The organism is Marinomonas sp. MED121 (assembly GCF_000153025.1).
Classification (GTDB): Bacteria; Pseudomonadota; Gammaproteobacteria; order Pseudomonadales; family Marinomonadaceae; genus Marinomonas.
This window is the reverse complement of the sequence record NZ_CH672430.1, coordinates 719,148-741,208: the sequence shown is the minus strand read 5'-3', so window position 1 is coordinate 741,208 and position 22,061 is coordinate 719,148. Positions and strand designations below refer to the sequence as shown.

The 22,061-nt window shown below is 38.9% G+C and carries 18 protein-coding genes and 6 tRNA genes; 9 read left to right on the top strand and 15 right to left on the bottom strand.

Features of this window, described 5'->3' with window-relative positions:
* A partial coding sequence (gene msrA / locus MED121_RS11260; RefSeq protein ID WP_009833817.1) for a peptide-methionine (S)-S-oxide reductase MsrA occupies positions 1-461 on the bottom strand: 461 nt, incomplete at its 3' end.
* Positions 462-1,123: 662 nt separating this feature from the next.
* Here msrA and MED121_RS11255 point away from each other — a divergent pair.
* From MED121_RS11255 to MED121_RS11230, 6 genes are all read left to right on the top strand, one after another.
* A tRNA-Met gene (locus MED121_RS11255) sits at positions 1,124-1,200 on the top strand.
* A 36-nt stretch (positions 1,201-1,236) separates the two neighbouring features.
* Positions 1,237-1,313 (top strand) — tRNA-Met (locus MED121_RS11250).
* Positions 1,314-1,335: 22 nt separating this feature from the next.
* Positions 1,336-1,412 (top strand) — tRNA-Met (locus MED121_RS11245).
* Between the two features lie 32 nt (positions 1,413-1,444).
* A tRNA-Met gene (locus MED121_RS11240) sits at positions 1,445-1,521 on the top strand.
* Positions 1,522-1,547: 26 nt separating this feature from the next.
* Positions 1,548-1,624, top strand: a tRNA-Met gene (locus MED121_RS11235).
* 26 nt (positions 1,625-1,650) lie between these two features.
* Positions 1,651-1,727 (top strand) — tRNA-Met (locus MED121_RS11230).
* A 3-nt stretch (positions 1,728-1,730) separates the two neighbouring features.
* Here the strand turns inward: MED121_RS11230 and MED121_RS11225 are convergent.
* From MED121_RS11225 to MED121_RS11160, 14 genes are all read right to left on the bottom strand, one after another.
* Positions 1,731-2,744 carry a chemotaxis response regulator protein-glutamate methylesterase gene (locus MED121_RS11225; protein ID WP_009833815.1) on the bottom strand — a complete coding sequence of 338 codons (1,014 nt, stop codon included), beginning with the start codon at positions 2,742-2,744 and terminating at the stop codon, positions 1,731-1,733.
* 24 nt (positions 2,745-2,768) lie between these two features.
* A complete protein-coding gene (cheD, locus tag MED121_RS11220) occupies positions 2,769-3,380 on the bottom strand; it encodes a chemoreceptor glutamine deamidase CheD (protein ID WP_009833814.1) in 612 nt (203 codons plus the stop codon).
* A 13-nt stretch (positions 3,381-3,393) separates the two neighbouring features.
* Entirely contained in the window at positions 3,394-4,218 is an 825-nt protein-coding gene (locus tag MED121_RS11215; protein WP_009833813.1) for a CheR family methyltransferase, read from the bottom strand.
* Positions 4,219-7,314, bottom strand: a complete 3,096-nt coding sequence (locus MED121_RS24730; RefSeq protein ID WP_009833812.1) for a methyl-accepting chemotaxis protein — start codon at positions 7,312-7,314, stop codon at positions 4,219-4,221.
* A complete protein-coding gene (locus MED121_RS11205; protein WP_009833811.1) occupies positions 7,301-7,825 on the bottom strand; it encodes a chemotaxis protein CheW in 525 nt (174 codons plus the stop codon). Before MED121_RS11205 ends, MED121_RS24730 begins: the two co-directional genes overlap by 14 nt.
* The gene (locus MED121_RS11200; RefSeq protein WP_009833810.1) at positions 7,822-9,807 is read right to left on the bottom strand and encodes a chemotaxis protein CheW; all 1,986 of its coding nucleotides are present in this window, start codon (positions 9,805-9,807) and stop codon (positions 7,822-7,824) included. The genes MED121_RS11205 and MED121_RS11200 overlap by 4 nt, the downstream gene beginning before the upstream one ends.
* A 13-nt stretch (positions 9,808-9,820) precedes the next feature.
* The gene (locus tag MED121_RS11195) at positions 9,821-10,186 is read right to left on the bottom strand and encodes a response regulator (protein ID WP_009833809.1); all 366 of its coding nucleotides are present in this window, start codon (positions 10,184-10,186) and stop codon (positions 9,821-9,823) included.
* Between the two features lie 107 nt (positions 10,187-10,293).
* Complete coding sequence (locus MED121_RS11190; RefSeq protein WP_009833808.1) at positions 10,294-11,436, bottom strand: fused response regulator/phosphatase; 1,143 nt, start codon at positions 11,434-11,436, stop codon at positions 10,294-10,296.
* A gap of 10 nt (positions 11,437-11,446) precedes the next feature.
* Entirely contained in the window at positions 11,447-11,731 is a 285-nt protein-coding gene (locus tag MED121_RS11185; protein ID WP_009833807.1) for an STAS domain-containing protein, read from the bottom strand.
* A gap of 21 nt (positions 11,732-11,752) precedes the next feature.
* On the bottom strand, positions 11,753-12,925 hold the full coding sequence (locus MED121_RS11180) for a methyl-accepting chemotaxis protein (RefSeq protein WP_009833806.1): 1,173 nt from the start codon (positions 12,923-12,925) through the stop codon (positions 11,753-11,755).
* 378 nt (positions 12,926-13,303) lie between these two features.
* Positions 13,304-14,059: a TSUP family transporter gene (locus MED121_RS11175; protein WP_009833805.1), complete on the bottom strand. Its 756-nt coding sequence runs from the start codon at positions 14,057-14,059 to the stop codon at positions 13,304-13,306.
* Positions 14,060-14,096: 37 nt separating this feature from the next.
* Complete coding sequence (locus tag MED121_RS11170; RefSeq protein ID WP_009833804.1) at positions 14,097-14,843, bottom strand: DUF3726 domain-containing protein; 747 nt, start codon at positions 14,841-14,843, stop codon at positions 14,097-14,099.
* Positions 14,843-16,564 (bottom strand): hypothetical protein, encoded by a 1,722-nt coding sequence (locus MED121_RS11165; RefSeq protein ID WP_009833803.1) that lies wholly within the window; start codon positions 16,562-16,564, stop codon positions 14,843-14,845. Before MED121_RS11165 ends, MED121_RS11170 begins: the two co-directional genes overlap by 1 nt.
* 239 nt (positions 16,565-16,803) lie before the next feature.
* Positions 16,804-17,697 (bottom strand): LysR family transcriptional regulator, encoded by an 894-nt coding sequence (locus MED121_RS11160; protein ID WP_009833802.1) that lies wholly within the window; start codon positions 17,695-17,697, stop codon positions 16,804-16,806.
* Between the two features lie 93 nt (positions 17,698-17,790).
* On the opposite strand from MED121_RS11160, the gene MED121_RS11155 reads away from it, so the two are divergent.
* The 3 genes from MED121_RS11155 to MED121_RS11145 all read left to right on the top strand — a co-directional run bounded on the left by MED121_RS11155 (position 17,791) and on the right by MED121_RS11145 (position 21,894).
* Positions 17,791-19,236, top strand: coding sequence for an aldehyde dehydrogenase family protein (locus MED121_RS11155; RefSeq protein ID WP_009833801.1), 1,446 nt, complete (start codon positions 17,791-17,793; stop codon positions 19,234-19,236).
* Between the two features lie 14 nt (positions 19,237-19,250).
* Positions 19,251-20,243 carry a dipeptidase gene (locus MED121_RS11150; RefSeq protein ID WP_009833800.1) on the top strand — a complete coding sequence of 331 codons (993 nt, stop codon included), beginning with the start codon at positions 19,251-19,253 and terminating at the stop codon, positions 20,241-20,243.
* Positions 20,244-20,337: 94 nt separating this feature from the next.
* The gene (locus MED121_RS11145; protein WP_009833799.1) at positions 20,338-21,894 is read left to right on the top strand and encodes a BCCT family transporter; all 1,557 of its coding nucleotides are present in this window, start codon (positions 20,338-20,340) and stop codon (positions 21,892-21,894) included.
* Positions 21,895-22,061: the final 167 nt, after the last annotated feature.

Genomic DNA, 22,061 nt, shown 5'->3' with positions numbered 1-22,061 from the left:
TCTTGCTGCGACTCATCAGTAATATAGATAGCAGAACGATATTGTGTACCTACATCGTTTCCCTGCTTCATTCCTTGGACGGGATTATGATTTTCCCAAAACACTCTCAACACTTCATCTAAGCTAGTTTGTTCGCGGTCAAAAATCACATTTACTACTTCTGTGTGCCCGGTTGCTCCAGTACAAACTTCTTCATAAGTTGGGTTTAATGTATATCCACCAGCATAGCCAACAGAGGTTACTATTACTCCTGGCGTATTCCATAACTTTCTTTCTGCTCCCCAGAAGCATCCCATACCTAAAACGACACGCTCTTCATTACTCGTTAGCGCTCTTTTCATATCTTGATTATTTACAGCATGTACTGCTGTAATTTTCATTGCTTCATTACGTCCTGGCAGCGCTTCACTTTCAGACACTATGGCTTCTTTAATAGCCTGTAATTTACTTTGATTAAACATCGAATTACCTTTAATAATACATCTCAGTGATTGTGAGATTTAATTGGAAGATGACTAAGGCTTATCTCTAACTGTATATGGCGTTTAAAATGCGTGAGTCCCAGTAATGATACCCTAAACTCTGTCTAAGCCTTTAATGGATGCTTTTCAGACAACAGAACATAAATCTGGTTCATTTCGTTTTTTAAAGGGCAACTTAGATCAACGAACTAAAGAAACAAACAAAGCAATAAATATTTAATCAATTCATTAACTCAGCACTTTATAACTGATTTAAGAATGGAGTAAATAATATTCACCTTAGTTTTAATAAGGCAACATTCCATGAAAATCAAGCTCCTATATCAAACTCTCCCCCCACTCGCTTTCAAGAGCATTACTTAAAATGTGAATTGTCACACTTTTAATAATTGTAACTTTATATAGTTAACACCGAATTGAGCCTAAGCATTCTGTTAAGTCATTGATAAAGGTATGGTAGGGCGAAACAAAGAAGTACAGCGATGAAGTACAGACCACTAATAAAAATTACCGATATGAGTTTATTATTGTCAGCTTGGCTCATTCAAAGCTCATAGAGGTCGAAAAGTAATAAATATTCATGCATTGCGAAATATCTCTTGACTCTCATTAAGCCCTCCCTATAATACGCACCTCGTTGACGCGGGATGGAGCAGTCTGGTAGCTCGTCGGGCTCATAACCCGAAGGCCGTAGGTTCGAATCCTGCTCCCGCAACCAATTTTTTTACTAATTGGATCAACGCCTTAAATTTGTCGCGGGATGGAGCAGTCTGGTAGCTCGTCGGGCTCATAACCCGAAGGCCGTAGGTTCGAATCCTGCTCCCGCAACCAAATTTAAAAAATCTGTATTAGTCGCGGGATGGAGCAGTCTGGTAGCTCGTCGGGCTCATAACCCGAAGGCCGTAGGTTCGAATCCTGCTCCCGCAACCATACTAAAACAGAACTCAATATCTATTATTTGTCGCGGGATGGAGCAGTCTGGTAGCTCGTCGGGCTCATAACCCGAAGGCCGTAGGTTCGAATCCTGCTCCCGCAACCAATTAATATTTATATTGCCTCATTCGTCGCGGGATGGAGCAGTCTGGTAGCTCGTCGGGCTCATAACCCGAAGGCCGTAGGTTCGAATCCTGCTCCCGCAACCAATTAATATTTATATTGCCTCATTCGTCGCGGGATGAAGCAGTCTGGTAGCTCGTCGGGCTCATAACCCGAAGGCAGTAGGTTCGAATCCTGCTCCCGCAACCAATTCTAATTAAATACTGCATTACTTATATCTTCGAGTGGTAATACACTGCTTACTGCTTGTATCTTTATTGCTTCACGTGGCATGCCGAATACCACACAAGTCTCTTCATTTTGCGCAATGGTATAGCCACCATTTTTATATATTTTTTTCATCCCTTGGGCGCCGTCTTTCCCCATTCCAGTTAATAATATAGCCATTATATTATCCATACCAAACTCAGCTAATGAATTAAACATTAAGTCTACAGAAGGTTTATGACCACACACCTTTTCAGAGTCATCTAGTTGAGTGATATAGTTCCCACCTGACTTAATAACAGTAAGATGTTTGCCACCTGGCGCTAAAAAAGCCATTCCTGGTTGAATCACTTCACCACCTCTAGCTTCGAAAACACTGAGTTTAGTGAGCTTATTTAAACGATTTGCATATGATTGGGTAAAACCAGAAGGTAAATGTTGAGTAATTACAATGCCCGGTGAATTTTCAGGGAAGCCTTCTAAAAGCTCTCGAATTGCTTCAGTTCCTCCAGTAGAAGCTCCGATAGCAATAATTTTCGTCGCTTTTTTTGAATTAACTAAGTTTGCAGCAGGTTTTGGGTGATGTCTTTTACGCCTAACATTTGCTTGATAAGCCGTTTTAATTTTATCTACGATGAGCTCTGAGTATTGATTGATTCCGTTCACAACATCAAAACTTGGTTTGGCGATAAAATCTACTGCTCCAAGCTCCAATGATTTAAATGTCGCATCCGCTCCTTCTTGAGTAAGCGTAGACATCATAATGACAGGTGTCGGCCTAGCCTTCATAAGTCGGCTTAAGAATGTTAATCCATCTACTTTTGGCATCTCAATATCAAGAGTAATCACATCAGGTGCAAACTTGTTTACTAAATCCCTAGCAACAAAAGCATCTTTTGCTGTTCCAACCAGCTCAATATCATGTGATTTATTAATTATTTCTGTCATTAGACTGCGAATCAAAGCAGAATCATCTACGACTAATACTTTAATTTTCATAGAAATCCTTTCAATGAGAGTTAACTAAAATAAGTCAATATCACCAGCTCGCGTATGATCCGATATATCTGATTGATAAATCGTTTCTCGATTGACCAGTGGAGCGATATGAGCAGTTTTTAGTTTTTTTATAAGAACCTTACCGCTGTCGGTAAAGAAAAAAACCTTTCGTGGTTGAGCGCCTTGAAGGTCACTACTATAGATTTCAATATGCTCTTTAGATAAATAAAGCCTAACAAATTCAGAGTTTTTTGTTCCAACAGTCGAATTAGGCATACCAGGTAAGACATTAGCCCCGCCAAAGATTTTTGCTTGTAAGTTTTCTTTTCTTGCTCCAAGTTTCAAAAGATGGTTAATCAGAATCTCCATTGCGTAAACACCATAGCGAGCAGAGGCGGCTACCAAATCAGGACTACCTCTTTCATCCTTTGGTAGCAAAAAATGATTCATTCCACCTACTCCAGTAATAGGGTCTCTAAGGCAGACAGAAACACAGGATCCCAATACTGTTACAATGAGTTTCCTTTCTTTGGTTGCAAAATACTCACCAGGTAATACTTTGATTGCATTTTCATTAAAGTAACTATCGTAAAACTGATGGGTTGCAACATGAACATTATCAAAATCAAACGACATTCAAGTCCACTCCCTACGCAGGTTTATAAGTAGTTTTACCGAAAGGCTTTACCACATGCGAAAAAGCAGAGAAGTTTTCCGAGTGTCCAGCGATATATAAACCATCTTTTTTTAGCAACCTAACCATTCTTGTTAACAAGGCTTCTTGCATTTCTCGATTGAAATAAATCATCACATTACGACAAAAGATAATATTTACAGGCATTTCGACTGGCCACTGACTATCCAGCAAATTTATCTTTCGAAATGAGACCATCTCTCTTAATTCAGGTGCCACCCTTACAAAGCCTCGATTTGAACCAACCCCTTTTTTAAAAAAGCGTTTTTTTCTATCTAGGCTTAACGACTGAATCCTAGATTCATGATAGATTCCTTGCTTAGCCGTCTCCAATACATTGCTATCTATATCTGATGCAATAATTTCAATATGTGTATCAAATTTACCTAAGGCTTCAACTAAACTAATTGCAATAGAATATGGCTCTTCACCTGTGCTTGATGCAGCACACCAAATACGCTTAACCTCAGAGTTGGATAATACATAATCCTTCAATACGTCAAAATGATGCTCTTCACGAAAAAAAGATGTTAAATTGGTTGTGAGTGCATTAATGAAATTTTGTTCTTCATTAGCATTAGCATCAACGAATTCTAAATACTCTCCAATACTATTTAAATTTAATGCCCTAACACGTCTTACTAAGCGACTATAGACCATAGCATCCTTGCTTTCGGCCAAGTTTATTCCCGTTAGTTTATTTAAAAATAATCTAACTCTTTTAAAGTCCTCATTGGTATATAAGAACTCATGTTTATCATCCTTGATTAATTTCAACAATTAAAACTCTTCCCATTCATCTTCTGTTTGCTGGCTATGTACTACAGTCGGAGCAATTCGTTTTGTTACTTCTGGTTTGGTCGAAATTCTTTTAACTGGCTTCGAGATTTCTTGGATGTCTTCATCAGGAGTATCTGTCAGGCGAAAGGTTGCCACTCGAGAAGTCAACTGATCAGCTTGACTCTGCATGCTTTCAGCCGAAGCTGCCGCCTCTTCTACTAATGCTGCATTTTGCTGTGTCATAGAATCCATTTGGGTTACAGCCTTACCTATTTCATCAATTCCTGCAGACTGCTCTGCTGATGCCGCAGCAATTTCAGACATAATGTCATTAACACTTTTAATCGAAGTCACGATTTCTTTCATAGTGTCGCCAGATCTACCAACAAGCGCATTCCCATCCGTAATTTTATTCACAGAGTCTGAAATCAATGCTTTTATATCTTTTGCAGCATTCGCCGAACGCTGCGCTAAAGTACGCACTTCAGATGCGACAACGGCAAACCCTCTTCCTTGTTCGCCAGCTCTTGCAGCCTCAACTGCAGCATTAAGTGCCAAAATATTTGTTTGAAAAGCAATTCCATCAATTACACCAATAATGTCGGAAATCTTTTGTGAAGACTCATTAATTGACGCCATGGTATGTACAACTTGTTGAATAAGGTCGCCTCCATCAACTGCAACTTCAGATGCCTTAGATGCAAGGGAGTTAGCTTGTTTAGCATTATCAGCATTTAATCTCACCGTACCCGTCAGCTCCTCCATACTAGATGCGGTTTCTTCTAAGCTTGCAGCTTGCTGTTCAGTTCGATTAGAAAGATCCGCATTACCTTGAGCAATTTCAGCCGAGGCTGTATTAATCGTATCTGCAGCCGTTCTGATTTCACCAATAATTCGAGCTAAACTTTCGGTTGTTTGGTTTGAGTAATTCTTAAGTTGATCAAAAGTCCCTTTATAGTCAGCATCAATTTTTTGAGTTAAATCACCTTCTGAAAGAGCCAATAACACTCTAGAAACATCATTTAGCCCAACATCCGCGGTTTCTAAGAGCTTATTCAACCCTTCTGCCATTGATAACATGAAATCAGACTTGTTATCAGTGCTCGCTCGTTCAGAGAAATTCCCGTCTACAGCAGCAGAAACCAACATAGCAATCTCTTCTTCAGCTTCAACTTCTAGTGTACGGTCAAGCCACTCAACAACAGAGCCTAGACGTGTACCTTCTTCAGAAACAATGGGGTTAGCTATTAAACGATAATGCCTTCTACCTACTTTTATTTGTGAGGTATAACTAGTTTGTAGTTTTTCCAATAAGTTTTGTTGATGTGCAGGGTTAGCATGGAAAATATCTATGTTACTACCTAACACTGTGGCGACATTAAAATGAGGTAATACTGCTCGCAAGTCAGATTCAGACTCTTGGAGCATACTAATAACACTGTCATTCATATAACATATGTTTCTATCCGCATCCGCGATCATGATATTAGTCGTGGTACAGTTTAGAGATGCCATTGTTCTGGCGGTTTCTTCTTGGGTGATCAGTGCTTGAGTAATATCATCCCACTCAATGCAAGCACCAATTCTAGCTCCTTCTTGATCTAATACCGGGTTTGCATTTAGGTTAAAGGTTCTAGCACCTATATTACTTTGCACTTCCAAATTGCTTGTCATAGCATTGAAAACTGAAACAAACTCTCCCGTATTCTCAGGGCTTGCTAACTTAGCTAGAGACAAACCAGTAAGAGTATTAACATCAAACTCTGGTTCCCACTTTCTAATATCTTCCTGAGAATCTTTAAATAAATCTATAGTTGTCTGATTAACATAGAACAGCTTATTTTCCGAATCAGTCATCATGAAAGCAGTAGCACTATTATCAATTGCTTGCTTAATAGCAAAGTTACTTTTAGCTTCTTTTTCAGCGACTTTTAACTGCTCAGCCATACTAGCTAATGAGCCGTACAACATACCGAATTCATCTTTTCTTGTTAAATCTAAGTGATGATCAAATATGCTTTTTGCAATATTTTTTGAAGTGTTTACAGCGTCATCAACACCTTGAATAACAGACCTTACGATTGCAACGCCTAATACAAAGCTCAGTAAAATAAGCACACCGATAAACAATGATGCCTCATAAAGGATCCATTTTGCTTCTACCACCTTTTCACCAAGCCTTTTTTCTAAAACACTATTCGCATGATCAGAAAAAAGCTGAAAATCAGCAACTATACGACTAGCCTCATCAAAGTATTGAGCAGAGGAATAAGTGAATATCTGCTTCTGAAAAATTTCATGCTCAATCAACTCTGAAAATTCAATAAACTCTCTATTAAGCACTAAAATCTCATCTTTAAGAGCATGAACTTCTTCATCTTCTGATGACTCAATTGATACATCAATATTATGTTTTAAAGCACTAAATGTTTCTGTAACACTATCAATAGCAACATGAATCATACCTATTTGTTCAAAATCAACGCTTCCAGCAGACAGAGCTCCAGCACCTAAACCTCGAAGCCTTGCTATCCCTTCCAATACTTTTGGAAGATCATCATTGGATGCAATAACTAAATGGTATGTTTCTGGTGTAGGGTCATATCTAAGATAAAAGTACTCCGAAATACTTGGTATTATTTTTGAACTGATTTCAGAAATTAACTTAGTATGAACAGAAAAAGACTCTTTTTTTGAAATGGCACCATCTCTCACTTCAGACTTTAAATTTGCAAACCTTTCTGCTAAAGATAAAATCCTGTCATTGACAGGGTCTCCAGGCATAACATCTCTAAAATAAGGTGCAAGTGATGACATGTGATTAATGACATTTTCAGCTCTCGAGTCTATATCTCGTTTACTAGCTGTAGGATCAGTTAAATAAATTGTACTTGCACCTCTATGCTCTTGAATGTAACTTTCCAGCACCATTACTTTTCTTATTGGTTCAATACCTGCTTGTTCTCTTTCTAGAAAATCAATCAACCCAAGTTCAGTATTAATTAAAAAGCCAGTAGGCAACATAATTGCAACTAGGGCTAACAAACCCAAAGACAGCATTTTTACCGATAACTTAAAATTATTAAGCCAGCTCATTCGTATTCTCCCTAACATCTTGATCACGATTACTTTCGTATAAGCCAAGTTCATCACTTGAGATTAATGCTTCAATATTTACTAAAATAACCATTTGGTCTTCTAATCTTGCTAATCCATGTAAATATTCACTATCAAAAGCAACACCAAACTCAGGTGCAGGTTTAATATCATTCATTGATAAATTAATGACATCTGACACACCATCAACAACAATACCAACTACTCGGTTAGCAATATTGAGCATAATTACTATGGTAAAATCGTCATAAGTTACTTCACCCACTTCAAACTTAATTCTTAGATCTATAATAGGTACAATATCACCACGAAGATTTAGCACCCCTTTTATAAATGGTGGAGCGTTTGCAATTTTGGTCACGGCCTCATAGCCACGAATTTCTTTAACTGTCATTATGTCTAGAGCGTAATGCTCATCACCTAGAATAAATGTAAGAAACTCTTGCCCATCAATAATAATATTATCTTTTTCATCTGAAGCTTGGCTCATATTGCTTCCGCCTGTTGCACATACTCTTGAGAAGTGACCGAGTTAGAAAGCGACTCAACATCAAGGATCATCGCGACGCTACCATCTCCCATAATTGTTGCTCCAGCAACTCCAGGAACTCGCCTGTAATGCCTTTCTAAACTTTTAATAACAACTTGTTGTTGACCAACAAGATCATCAACAAGTAGGCCAAAACGTTTTTTTGCACTTTCCACCAACACAACAATACCTTTTGAAGGATCTTCAATTGCATTTTGAACTGACAAGCACTGCCCTAAAGGAATAATGGGCCAATACTCTCCACGAACCCAAAGCAGAGGTTCATTTTTAATTAAGCGAATTTGATTTTGATCTGGCTGAATTGATTCAATGATATTAATTAAAGGTACGACGAAAATTTCCCCTGCAACATCGACTGTCATTCCATCAACAATTGCCAAGGTTAAAGGTAAATGAATATGAAAAGATGTACCGACTCCAGCATGAGACTCAATTTCAATTCGACCTCCTAAAGATTCGATATTTCGCCTTACAACGTCCATACCGACACCACGACCAGATACATCTGTCACCTCAGCAGCAGTAGAAAAGCCTGGAGCAAAAATTAGATTCCAAACATCTGTGTCTTGGATATTTTTTTGAAGGGGAATATTGTTTTCTTCTGCCTTATTTAAAATTCGTTCGCGATTAAGCCCAGCACCATCATCAATGATACTGATTAGAATAGACCCACCTTTTTGTTGAGCTTGCAGCGTTATATTTCCTTTTTCAGTTTTACCTGATACTTTTCTATCTGCAGGTAATTCAATACCGTGATCAATACTGTTACGAACTAAATGTGTAAGGGGGTCTGCTAGTTTCTCAATCAAACTTTTATCGATCTCAGTGCTAGCACCCTCAAGTGTAAGCTCAACATTTTTATTTAATTTGCTTGATAAATCCCTAACTAACCGAGGGAACCGATTAAATACAAATGAAATTGGCAGCATTCTGATAGACATAACTGCTTCTTGTATTTCTCTTGTATTTCGTTCTAGCTCAACTAAAGCAATTAACATTTTTTCGCTAACTTGCTCATCAACTTCTTCTTCAATCATAGTTAACATAGATTGAGTGATAACTAGCTCTCCAACAAGATTAACCAAAGTATCAACCTTAGAAGTTTCTACTCTGATGGTTGAAGATTCCGTATTTGCTTCAGGGGGTTTTGCGGCTCTTTTAGATTTAGGCTTTGCAGATTTAATTTCTACTAATTTTTTACTCTCAGTCTCTTGTTTTGATTTTTCTAGTTCACCATTTTGTTTAGGGTTAGCCACTTCTTCTTGTTTCTCTTTAGCAAGAAGCTGCTCATTATTAGTCGTTTCAGCCTCACCTTCTGACGTATCAAAAAAGCCAAACGCTTCTTCATCTTGCTTACTATCAGGTTTTTCATTATCTTCAAAAAAACCAAATCCAGCGTCTTGATCAACGCTTTCTTTTGACCCCTTTTCATCATTGAAAAAGCCGTAAGCTTCAACTTCTTCTTTAATAATAGGTGATTCAAAAAAGCCAAAATCCCCCTCATCAACAGGCTCTTCTTGATTATCATCAGACGTTGATTTGACAGCATCCTCTAAACGCCTTGTACTCGACCCAACCAACTCCCAATCAATTTCTAAATCATTACGATAAGAATCAAGAATAGACTTTAAAACATCAATCATTTCTAACAGGAGATCAACAATAGAAACCGTCAATGTAATGGTTTCTTTGCGTGCTCGATCAAGCAAATTTTCCATAACATGAGTTAAACCAGTTAATGCTTTGAAACCAAAAATATCACTACCACCTTTGATAGAATGAGCGGCTCTAAAGACACTATTCAATGCCTCTGGATCTGGATTATCTAAGTCCAAATCCATTAAAAAGTGCTCCATTTCATCCAGATGTTCTTGGCTTTCTTCAAAGAAAACATCATTAAACTGACTCATATCAATAGTCATAAAACATCCCTGTTTATTTTAAAACTTTAGCAACAACCTGTAATAACTGCTTGGGATCAAAAGGCTTTACCATCCAACCTGTGGCTCCAACCGCCTTACCTTGCGCCTTCATTGCATCACCAGCCTCTGTTGTTAACATAATTAGTGGAGTGCGTTTATAAGCATCCAAAGCACGTAATGATTTAATCAAAGTCAAACCATCCATTCTTGGCATATTTTGATCAGTGAGAACAAAATCAAAGCGTTTTGTTTTACATAAGTCTAATGCTTCTTTCCCATCCTTAGCAGAAGTGACACTGTAGCTTGCAGATTTTAGTGTCGCTTCTATCATTTGCCTGACTGAGGCAGAATCATCAACAATTAATAAATTATTGCTCATACATATCTCACTCCATCGAAATAAAAATACATCTAATTTATAACTAGCTCATATAATTAAGATTAGATTCAGATTTAATATATTTCCACGATAAATTCATAATTTATTTAAATTTTATTAAAATCGACCACACAGATAGAAATATCATCATGAACGGATTCATTACCTCTAAATTCATTATTCTCTTCCATAACATCCTCCACCAAAGATTTAACTTCAGAATGTCTAATTTTATTAAAAACTCTATCTTCTCCAAACTCTTCTCCAGAGCAATTGCATTGCTCTGTCAGTCCATCACTATACATAAAAAGCAGCCCTTTCTTAGGAAGCTCTATAATTTCTAATTCCGAGTTAAAATCTTTTTCATCTAATATACCCAATGCCATATTTTCAGATGCTATCTCAGCGACTTTTTCCATTTTTTCAGAATAAATTAGAACTGTTGGCATTGCACCGTTCCAAACTTTAAGTTCTCTTCTATATAAATCAATTTCTATCAAAATTGCTGAAATAAACCTGTCAGGCGGAATATAATCCCCAAGCTTTGAGTTAAGCTCTTCTAATACCATTTCAGCTGATTGTCCCTTACTTATCATAGACTTAAAGATAGATGCTAAGGGAAAAACACTGATTGCAGCTGCTAACCCATGACCAGTTGCATCAGCTAATAAAATATAATGAGAACCAGAAGGGCCTTGAGAATGAAGCTGAATATCCCCACTAAAACTGTCTGCAGATAAAGTATAAGAGTTTAAAAAGTCTGGTCGATTTTCTTCGCCTATCATATGTTTGTAAACATAATAAGCAATGCTCTCTTCAACTTTATGCTGATGCATAAGTTCACCCAAAAGTTTTGACTCTTCTTTTGATTTTTCTCTTAAAGTATTATCATCCAGTATTTTTTTAACCTTATTCCAAAATAAGCTTAAATTTAAAGGTTTTAAAAAATAGTCTGACACACCTATTCTGAAATACTTTTCAATAAAAATATCATCATCTTTATCGCTTATAATAATAACGGGGTAAAATGAGGAATTCTCTAACACAAACTTGAATAATGAATCATCACTCAACATATCATCATTAACAATAATCAAAGCATATTCTTTTGTTTTCAATTTCAGTTGTGACTCAGAGAAAGTATTAAAAATATCAATTTCGAAATTTTTATTAGAAAAAATTTCAGATAACATAGAATCGACAACATAATCATTACTAACGAGTAATAACTTAACGATTAAATTGTTCATTTTTTATTACTCATTCAAAGGCGTATAATTTTTGAAAGTTAGCCATTTTAAGAATTTCAGCTGTCTTTCCTGAAACATTTTTAACAGATACTCTCTTATTACATGCCTGAGCTTTTCTATAGAGTAGCACCATCATACCTAAAGCCGAGCTATCTAAATAATTAACTCGGCTAAAATCCAATACAATTTCCGCAACATCGGTATTTAAAATTGAATCATCATATCGCCTAGTAAATTCTTTATGAAAACTAAAATCAAATTTATCAGGTAGTGAAATTATATTTACATTATCCATAAAAGACTCACTTATTAATCATTAAAATAAATCAATTTCACCACTTTCAATATCTGTGGATGAAACAGGGTTTCTCGCAGTATCTTGTCTTGCTTTTATTTTTTCTGAATAAAGCTGTAAATCATTTTTTACAGACTCAAAATCATTAAAGTTTAAACCATCTAGTTCTTTAGATAAGAAAGCTAATGTCTCATTCGTGAATATAATATTTTGACTATTAATATCATCAAACTGAAGTGCCCTAATTGCATTATGGATAGATTCCTCCAAACGAGAAGATATTCCATCTAATCGTTCAGTAACCTCTTCATCTGATTCAGCTTTTTCAATAATTTTTTTAAGCGCATCCTGCATGTAACGCTTTGAATCCATAATGTAGGTAACATCTTGGGAAGCAAGTACCCTCACCCCTTCAGACAAATCTTCAATACGTGTACAAATACTATTTATTTTTGATTGAATGGATTCACTAAACCCCGAAGAACGGTTTGATAATGCTCTAACTTCATCAGCAACAACTGCAAAACCTCTTCCAGCTTCCCCCGCCCTCGCCGCTTCAATAGCTGCATTCAAAGCTAATAAGTTTGTCTGAGACGAAATTTGATCAATATCTTTTAGAGCAGAAACAACAAGGGGCAATTCCTCCGCTATGGTGTTTACTTTTTGGAGTAATTCCATCGAAGAGGCTGACATTTCAACGGTTGTATTAATAAATTTGGAAAGGGTTTTACCAGTATTATCGGCAAATAGCTTCATTGCACTACTATACTGTTCATCTTCATTTTCTTCACTTTTACCGACTTTTATTAATGTTTCTATACATTCATTCTCTTCTTCCATTAAGCGATTAAAGTCTGCAAAAGATTCAGTCAGTAACTCAACGGCTCCTTTTTGAGTTTCAAAAATGTTATCTAAATTGGTTTGACACTCTTGTAGTACTGGATGAATCTCCTGCACCAATCCAAGCATAGAATCTTCAGTACCGGTCATTGGTGCAACGTCATAATCAATCGTTTTTTCTAACTCTGTAGGTTCAGGGGAACTTGTGTGATCTGGCTTTATGAATAGCTTCATTGTAATTGATGAGATGAACACACTAGCAACAACGGCTATATATGCATATCCAAATGAGGCTAGAATACCTCCGACTACCAGTGCTAAAATCACACCAAATAGTACCTTTGCCCTATCCATGGAACCTCCTTTGAATTTCAAAACTTCAGTCTCAAAATCATGTTAAGAAATTGATTTTATTAAGTTTTAAAATAAGTCCATATTATTAATACAACAATAAATTAAACACTTTTTGAATATCTATATTGAGGCAGTATAGAATGCATTTTTAATATATCCATTCAACTAATTATTTATAAAGATAGACATCTAAACCAAGTAATTAAGCTTATGAATAATAGCCAATGAACAATTCACCCCAGCTGTAAATTAAGCGTAGCAGCTAAGACTCAAAGTAAAAGTGTGAAGGTTTAAAAAGTGTTACTTTTTGTCATATAAAGAGTTTATATAGTATTGATCTGAAAGGTACTTATTAAATAGGCAGTCTCAAATTATCCTTCAAGTATCTAAAAGATATAAATTAATAAACGCTTTGAGAATAATGACGAGAGCAGAAATGCTTGATAGTAATATTAATACCGTTTTACTGGGTACAAGCGAAGAAAGGCCAGAGTATCGAGAGCATAAAAAGCCAACCAAGACCCCAGGGAGCATTTTAATACTCAATACATAAGCATTTAAGCTGATTGAACCAGACGTCATTAGCAACAAAATTGAAATAGGGGTCCCTAGCAGAAAAAAACCAATCAGCGCCCGTCTTGCTTGTTCAGGTGGTTGATTTTGATACATAAGCGCTATAGCGGGTCCACCAATGGATGTGATAGTGCCAGCAAAGCCCGAAATAAAACCAGCGCAAAATAAATTAACCCTATTTACTGGAATGGATATTTTTGCAAGCGAAACCAATGAAGCACATAAAAGGCTCAAACCAAGCATCAAGCTCAATAGCCAACTTGGAAGATAAACGAGTACGAGCACAGCAGCCCAAGAGCCAGGAAATCGAGCAATGATTGCGGGTAAAATTAGAGCCAATGATAAACCTTGTTTCTCACTAATATACAAAAGTAGAGATAGCAGGAAGCCTAAAATCAATATAGGCCCAGGCAAAAAGTCAGGATCAATAATAAAAAGAATAGGAGCACTAATTAAAGCAAAACCTATCCCGACACGTGCTTGAACGAGAACACCCAAGGTCACAACAAGCAGAGAAAAAAAGTCGATCGAAGTATAAGCAAAAGAAGCAAGAGAGAGCATCTAGCCCTCTCTCTTAATAAAACTCATGCAATAAGAACTAAGCACCAGCACCTTGTCTTGACTCATCAGAGTTCTCAACTAAAACCGCGGCTCCAATTTGATTTATTTCTTGCCAAAGCAATTTATCTATTTCAATGCCGTTATCAATGGATTTTTCTTTTTCTTTAGCAATCTCTTTCGCACTCATATGGAATCGAGTTTTATGGTCATTAGAGTTTTGCAAAGAAGAGGTTAAATCAACTCGAGAGCTACAAATAATGGTTAAGGCTTGCTTGTCTTGCTCGTTGCTCTCAAGGTTAGTCACCGCTTGACTAAAAGAAGGATAACGCGCGCCCGCATTTATCGCTGCCGTATATTCAGTCACTACATTAGAGCCATTACGCCAGTAAGCCACCACACTGATCCCACGACGACCACAATCAGTCAGTGCTTTTAGTATGAACTTACGATTATGACAATTATGTACACTGATAGTCGCAATACCACACTCAAGCGCCTTTGCATGGGCTAGATCAACCGCAGAAGCAATACAGTTCAGCGCACTACGGCCATGGCTATCAATGGTAGCAGAGGTGCTGTCTTCATAAATTACGGTACTCATATCCTTACATTTATCTTCTTTAATATAAGGCAAGGTTCTTTGCAGTTCTTGCAGACCATTTAAACCATGTTTTTCTAACCATAGGATCATGTTGGCAGCATCTTCGTAATTACCAACAAAATAGTTAGCTGCTTCAAAGCAACGTCGTAAAGCCGCTTTCAACTCATTCATAGAAACATGCATTAGACAGTCTCCTCTGCTTTTGGCGCCAATGGCATAAACCAATCATCATTAAAACTAGTACCAATATCTTCTAATAAGGGCGCGCCTTGAAACATGGTATTTCGCACCCAAAGTTTGGACCTAGGATCAAATTTGCTCACCCCAAAGAAGGCAAGTTTAGCTCTTAGCAAATGCATAGGAAGTACATTTTTATCAAGCAAATTAGCCTGAATATCACCGTAAACACAGCGGTTCATGCTTTGAATGCGTCTAACAATACCTCTCAATTTTGGCTTAGTAACCATGAAACGCGCGGTTGAATGTTCTGGGAATTCATTAATATATTCACTCAATTGGTCATAGCATTTACGTACGGCATAACCCACACCTAATGCCATTTGTTTATCTTTCCCTTTTTCGGTCGCAGCTTGACCTAACCTTGGTTCCATCTTCTCTTCTGAGCGATACCAAAAAATATCTCTTGAACCACTTTCACTGAAATCAATTTTTAACGCCCAAGCGTAACGTGTTTCTATCACTTGTTTCAGGGTTTGTACTGGCATAACAGGGTCTAAATCTAAAAATTCTTCAGAACCATGATAACCTTCTAAGTCATCCACTAGCTCTGGATGAAGCTCAAGTAGAAGAGACACAAATAACTCTTGCCCTTGCAGAGAACAAGCACTTTCGCTCCAGAGGATTAAGCTATTCCAGCTATCAAGTCCTGCCTCTAAACGCAGTTTGAGCAGCTCAAGATCAGCCAAAACCGCCACATTGTTTTTACTTTGCCATTCATCTTCTGTTTCGGTTTCAGACATATGGCTTTGTACACGTCTGATTAAACGCTCAAGTTTCTCTTTTGCATTGTCATCATAAAGCCCTAGCAGTCTCACTCTTGCTAAGGCAAGTTCACGCATTTCAACCCATTGATTAATCAATAGAGGATGGTTCATGAGATAAGGCGCCATACCTAATCCCGTTGAGTTGCCGATACCAAAATATCGCTTAATTTCAGGTTTCATCGGGTTATAAGTTGCTGGCGAACGTCTTTCAGCAATATGTCCCGCTTGGAAAAGGCTAAAGTTTCTCAACATAAAACAGACAAACATTTCTGCCGAGAAAGGTCGCGCAAAATCAGGCCAACGAGTCGAGACCTTTTCCCAATCCGCCATGCCTAATTTACCACTGCCGTACACAGCAGTCGTACGGTAGAGATACCCCACTTTGGCTATCTTATTAATGTCTGGCTGTCCGCCATTTGCTAATTGATCAACAACGTATTCAAAGTTACGCGCGCTTCGATTAGCACGTGATAAGACAAAAACACGGGAATCAACTCGACCCGCTTCTTGTTTAGGGACATTTTGGCGTAAACCTTCAACGTAAACCTCATCCACTTGACCAGCAACCAGTGCCATTGTGAGATCCCATTTTGAAGCGATTACCCTATCATTTCGTTCATCTGGAGAAAGATAATCAGAAAAGATGACAAAGCTAAACAGGTCATGAGGTGTTTGAATTTCATAAATCGCCGTTCCATAGCCTTCATCATTTAAAGACATGGTCGTCATATTTATCTGCCAACGCTCGCGCATCACATGGCGAACCAATATACGCATAAAACTTAATCGGCTTTGATGCATAGCTCCCAATCGTTCCAAATCCATAACCTGGTCGATAGGCCTAAGTGGCAAGGCATTATTTCCTCTTAACGAGGAGTCAATCGCGGCGGGCGTGGTCATGACAAACACTCTCTTATTTTAGTCATTGAAAATTGTCTTCCTAGTGAATAGACATTCATGTTCACTTGATGGTCTCATCATTGATCATGCGCCCTCTCCCATCAAATCAAAAAGCTATATCATTAGATAAGCTTTTCTAATCAAAACACCTCCAGCCATTACTTTTACTAGCTTTCCTCCATTTATAAAAAAGTGAGCTCTTTTCAATTCTTTGACCAATATCAAACAAGTCTAGCCAATTAGTGCTTTGCCTTACTCAAAATAAAATCAACAAGGGCACTCGCAGCAGGTGATAAAGACTTATTATTAAGCTGTACTAAACCAATTTTACGCACCACAAAAGGTGTATCTAGCGGAATAAAGCACAAAGTCGAGCTCTCTTTCGGGAAAGCATATCGAGGTAAAGTGGTAATCCCAACACCCGCTTCAAGCATGGCAATTAAAGAAATCATATTAGAAATATAGAACTGGGAGCGGCCAAGTAAAGGGCTTGCTTCACTATCTTCTAGTAAGCGTGAAGTACCATTACTAATAAATCTATGCTCTAAAAGCGTTCTCCAATGAATCCCTTTAAGCTCAGCTAAAGGGTGATCTTTAGGGCATACGACACCTATTTGATCTTCCCAAATTCCATGAAAGGTTTTATCTGGGTGCTCTTCCTCATGAAATAAACTGGCAATACCAAAATCTACCTGCTGGTTTTCCACCATTTTAAGAACAGCATCAGAGTTATCGTCAAAAAAACTCACATTCAATTCAGTCGCATCTGCCACAAATTCAAGTAATAACTCAGGTAACACTTGGCTTGCTATAGAAGGAACAGAAGCTAATCGGATATGCCCCGCTTTATGGTCAGCCATTAGCATCATATCTTGTGCAATTCGATCATGATGAGCAATAAGTTCTTTTGCCTTAGGTAAAAACAATTCACCAAATGGTGTCAACTCAGCTTTGGCAGACTTGGTTTTACGCTTTTCAAAAACCGATTCCCCTAATTTACTTTCCAAATCTTTTATCGATAAAGAAATCGCAGGCTGGGTTCTATGGGCCCGCTCAGCCGCAACATGAAAGCCTTTAAGCTCAGCAACCCAAACAAAATGGCGTAACTGAGTAATTTTAAGTTCTGGCATCATAATAAAAAAACCTTATCACTTAATATTAATTATTAATTTTTATTATTAAAGCATGGGGACTAATATGATGCCAATACCACATAGGAGTAGATCATGTCCGATTCAGTTTTTCGTAATTACATCGCCGGCGAATGGGTTGATGGAAACAAAAGTAATATAGATAACATTAGCCCAGCTGATACCAAAGATAACATTGGTACTTATGCTCAAGCAGATAAAGCGCAAACACTTGCAGCGATTGAAGCGGCTAAGCAAGGTCAAGCTGAATGGGAAAAAAGCGGTTTAGAACAAAGATACTCTGTCTTGATGGCTATTGGTGATGAGCTAATTGCACGTAAAGACGAGCTAGGTGAATTGCTAGCCCGTGAAGAAGGTAAAACATTAGCAGAAGGCACTGGTGAGACTTACCGTTCAGGTCAGTTCTTTCACTATTATGCTGCTGAAGTACTTCGTCAAATGGGCGAAACAGCTGACTCAGTTCGTCCAGGTGTTGAAATCGAAACTCGCCGCGAACCAGTTGGGGTGGTAGGTATCATCACACCTTGGAACTTCCCAACGGCAACAGGTGCTTGGAAAATTGCACCAGCACTTGCATATGGTAACTCAGTTGTTTGGAAACCTGCTAACCAAGTACCAGCAAGCGCTTGGGCTTTGACTGAAATCATTTCTCGCCAAGGTCTTCCTGCCGGCACAGTAAACCTAGTAATGGGTCCTGGTGCTGAAGTAGGCGATACGCTGATTCACTCAAAAGATATCAATGCACTGACTTTCACCGGTTCTTTAGAAACTGGCCGTAAAGTCGCTGTTGCAACGGCTGCAAACCTAATCAAATGCCAACTAGAAATGGGCAGTAAAAATGCACTGATCGTTCTAGACGATGCAGACATTGATAATGCGGTTGAATGCGCTGTTGGCGGTGCTTACGGTGGTACAGGTCAAAAATGTACAGCCTCTTCACGTCTAATCGTAACAGAAGGTATCCACGACGAATTCGTTGCAAAAATGATTGAACGCATGAAGAAATTGGTTGTGGGTCACCCGCTTAAAGAAGGTGTTCACATTGGTGCGGTTGCGGATGCACGTCAAATGGAACAAAACCTATCTTACCTTGAGCTTGCTAAGAAAGAAGGCGGCGAATTGGCATACGGTGGTGAAGTACTGACAGAAGAAGCAGATGGTTACTACATGCAACCAGCGCTTTTCACTAACACAACAAACCAGATGACAATCAACCGTGAAGAAGCTTTCGCGCCAATCGCTTGCATCATCAAGGTGGCTGATTACGCAGAAGCACTAGACACACTAAATGATACAAACTTTGGTCTAACAGGTGGTATTTGCACAACTTCTCTTAAATACGCTAACGACTTCAAACGCAATGCTAAAACGGGTTGCGCCATGATCAACTTGCCAACCGCAGGTACGGATTACCACGTGCCATTTGGCGGACGTAAAGATTCAAGCTTTGGTCCACGTGAGCAAGGAACTTACGCAAAAGAGTTCTACACCGTGGTTAAAACCACTTATATGCGCGCATAACAAAGGGCTGAATCATGCATCAGGATCTTATCGTCATAGATGGTTTGCAATACTCAAATTGGGACAGAAACATCTTCTTACAGCTTAAAGAAGGTGGTGTCACCATGGTACATGCGACCATTGTTTACCATGAACAAATTCGCGAAACCCTATTGCGTATTGGTGAATGGAATACTCATTTTGAGCGTAACCCTGACCTAATTATGCCGGTTCGCTGTGCTGATGATATTCGAATCGCTAAACAAACAGGCCGTGTCGGCATTATGTTTGGTGCTCAGAATTGCTCACCGATTGAAGACGACATTGCCATGATCGAGATAATGCGCGAGCTAAATCTTATGATCATGCAACTCACTTATAACAACCAAAGTCTGCTGGCTTGCGGTTGTTATGAGGCAGTCGATAGCGGTGTTACCCGCTTTGGTAAACAAGCAATCAAGGAAATGAACCGGGTTGGCATGATAGTCGACATGAGTCATAGCGGCGAACGCAGCACCCTTGATGCGATAGAAATATCAGAGCGCCCAATTGTGATTTCTCACGCTAATCCACTGAGCTTTCATGACGCAAAACGCAACAAGTCAGATCTAGTTCTTAAAAACCTTGCCGAATCAGGTGGGTTATTAGGCTTCAGTTTATATCCATTCCACCTTAAGAATGGCTCAGACTGCCGACTTGATGAATTCTGCGACATGATAGCTAACACAGCGGATTTAATGGGCATTGACAATATTGGTATAGGGACTGATTTATGCCAGCAACAGCCACTTTCTATTCTTGAATGGATGCGAAATGGTCGCTGGTCAAAAACGAAGGATTACGGAGAAGGGTCTAAATCCAATGCGGATTGGCCTGAACCACTCACTTGGTTTAGGGATAGCCGAGATTTCCCAAATCTCACTAAAGGCCTGATTGATCGAGGCTTTAACCAAACTGAGGTAGCAAAAATAATGGGCCAAAACTGGTTACGATTCTTCGACGAAGGATTAACACCCCAAGGCTCATAAAGGTAACCCAAGTTATCGAACATCACATGCTGTGTTCGATAACACCGGATAATTCCAATAAATATAAAAAATAAATATCCTTCAGGAGACTACCATGAGTAGAGTTTCTCACGACGGCTTACAGCCAAATCAAGCTAGCAAGGGCACTGGTTTATTAGCAGGGGTCGACCTACCCGTGTTTTTCATCAGTGGCGGTGGTTTAGCACTCTTCGTAATTGCAGCACTATATGACATCACTATGGTATCGGCTTGGGTAAATTCAGCCTTTGCTGTTTCCACCAAATTATTTGGTGCTTACTGGCAAGTATTGTTGTTGTTGACCTTCATTATCGGCTTATTTCTAGCCATTGGCCGTTCTGGTGCAGTGGTACTTGGCGGTATCAAAACCCCTGAGATTTCCACCTTTAAGTGGATCTCAATCATCATGTGTACCCTACTTGCCGGTGGCGGTGTATTTTGGGCAGCCGCAGAGCCTATGGCTCACTTTACCTCTGCACCACCATTATTTGGTGAAGCAGAAGGTGCGCAAGCGGCTTACAACGCATTAGCACAAAGCTTTATGCACTGGGGTTTTCTCGCATGGGCAATCTTGGGTAGCTTAACCGGTATCGTTTTCATGTACCTACACTATGAAAAAGGTTTACCGCTTAAGCCAAGAACTTTGCTTTACCCTGTGTTTGGTGACAAGGTAATGACAGGACCATTCGGCGCTATCGTTGATGCAAGTTGTGTACTTGCTGTAGTCGCCGGAACCGTTGGCCCAATCGGTTTCCTAGGCCTACAGGTTAGCTTTGGTTTAGAAAAACTATTTGGTATTCCTGATACCTACACCACTCAGCTTGTTATCCTACTTTCTTTGATTGGTATCTATACCCTTTCAGCGGTAAGTGGTGTGACTAAAGGCATTCAGATTCTAAGTCGTGCCAACGTGATTCTTGCTGTTGTTCTGATCGCTTTCATTCTCTTGTTTGGACCCACTGCTTTCATCATTGATAGTTACCTACATTCTTTTGGTATCTACCTTGATAAGTTCATCCCAATGGCAACCTTCCGTGCAAGTCCTGGTTGGTTAGACTGGTGGACAGTATTCTTCTGGGGCTGGTTCCTAGGTTACGGTCCGCTTATGGCCATGTTTGTTGCACGTATTTCACGTGGTCGTACTATTCGTCAAATGGTGCTATTGATCTCAGTGGTTGCGCCAATCATCACAACATTCTGGTTCACCATCGTTGGTGGTAGTGGTTTAGCCTTTGAAATTGCAAACCCAGGTGTTATCTCTGAACCTTTTACAGGTTTCAACCTACCAGCAGCACTATTGGCTATCACAGAACAGTTGCCGATGGGCTTCATGATCTCTGTCTTGTTCCTGATTTTGACGACTATCTTTGTAGCAACAACAGGTGACTCTATGACCTATGCCGTATCCATGGTTATGACAGGTACGGACCAACCACAGAGTTCTATCCGTGTGTTTTGGGGCATCATGATGGGTGTTGTTGCAGCGCTACTTATCTCGATTGGTTCTGGTGGTATTTCTGCCTTGCAATCTTTCATTGTGATTACAGCCGTACCGGTTTCTTTGGTACTACTACCGTCACTTTGGACTGCACCACAAATTGCGAAGAAGATGGCAGACGAACAAGGTTTATAGCCTATTAGCTAATTATGAGAGCCTAGCCTTGCCCTTTGGGTAGGGCAATAACAAGCACAGCAATGAATAGAAGGGAGCCTCGGCTCCCTTTCTAGGTGCAAACTCTGCAGTTTTCAGAGTTCACTATTTATTGAAAACACATAGGACACACCAAGACCATGGCTCAG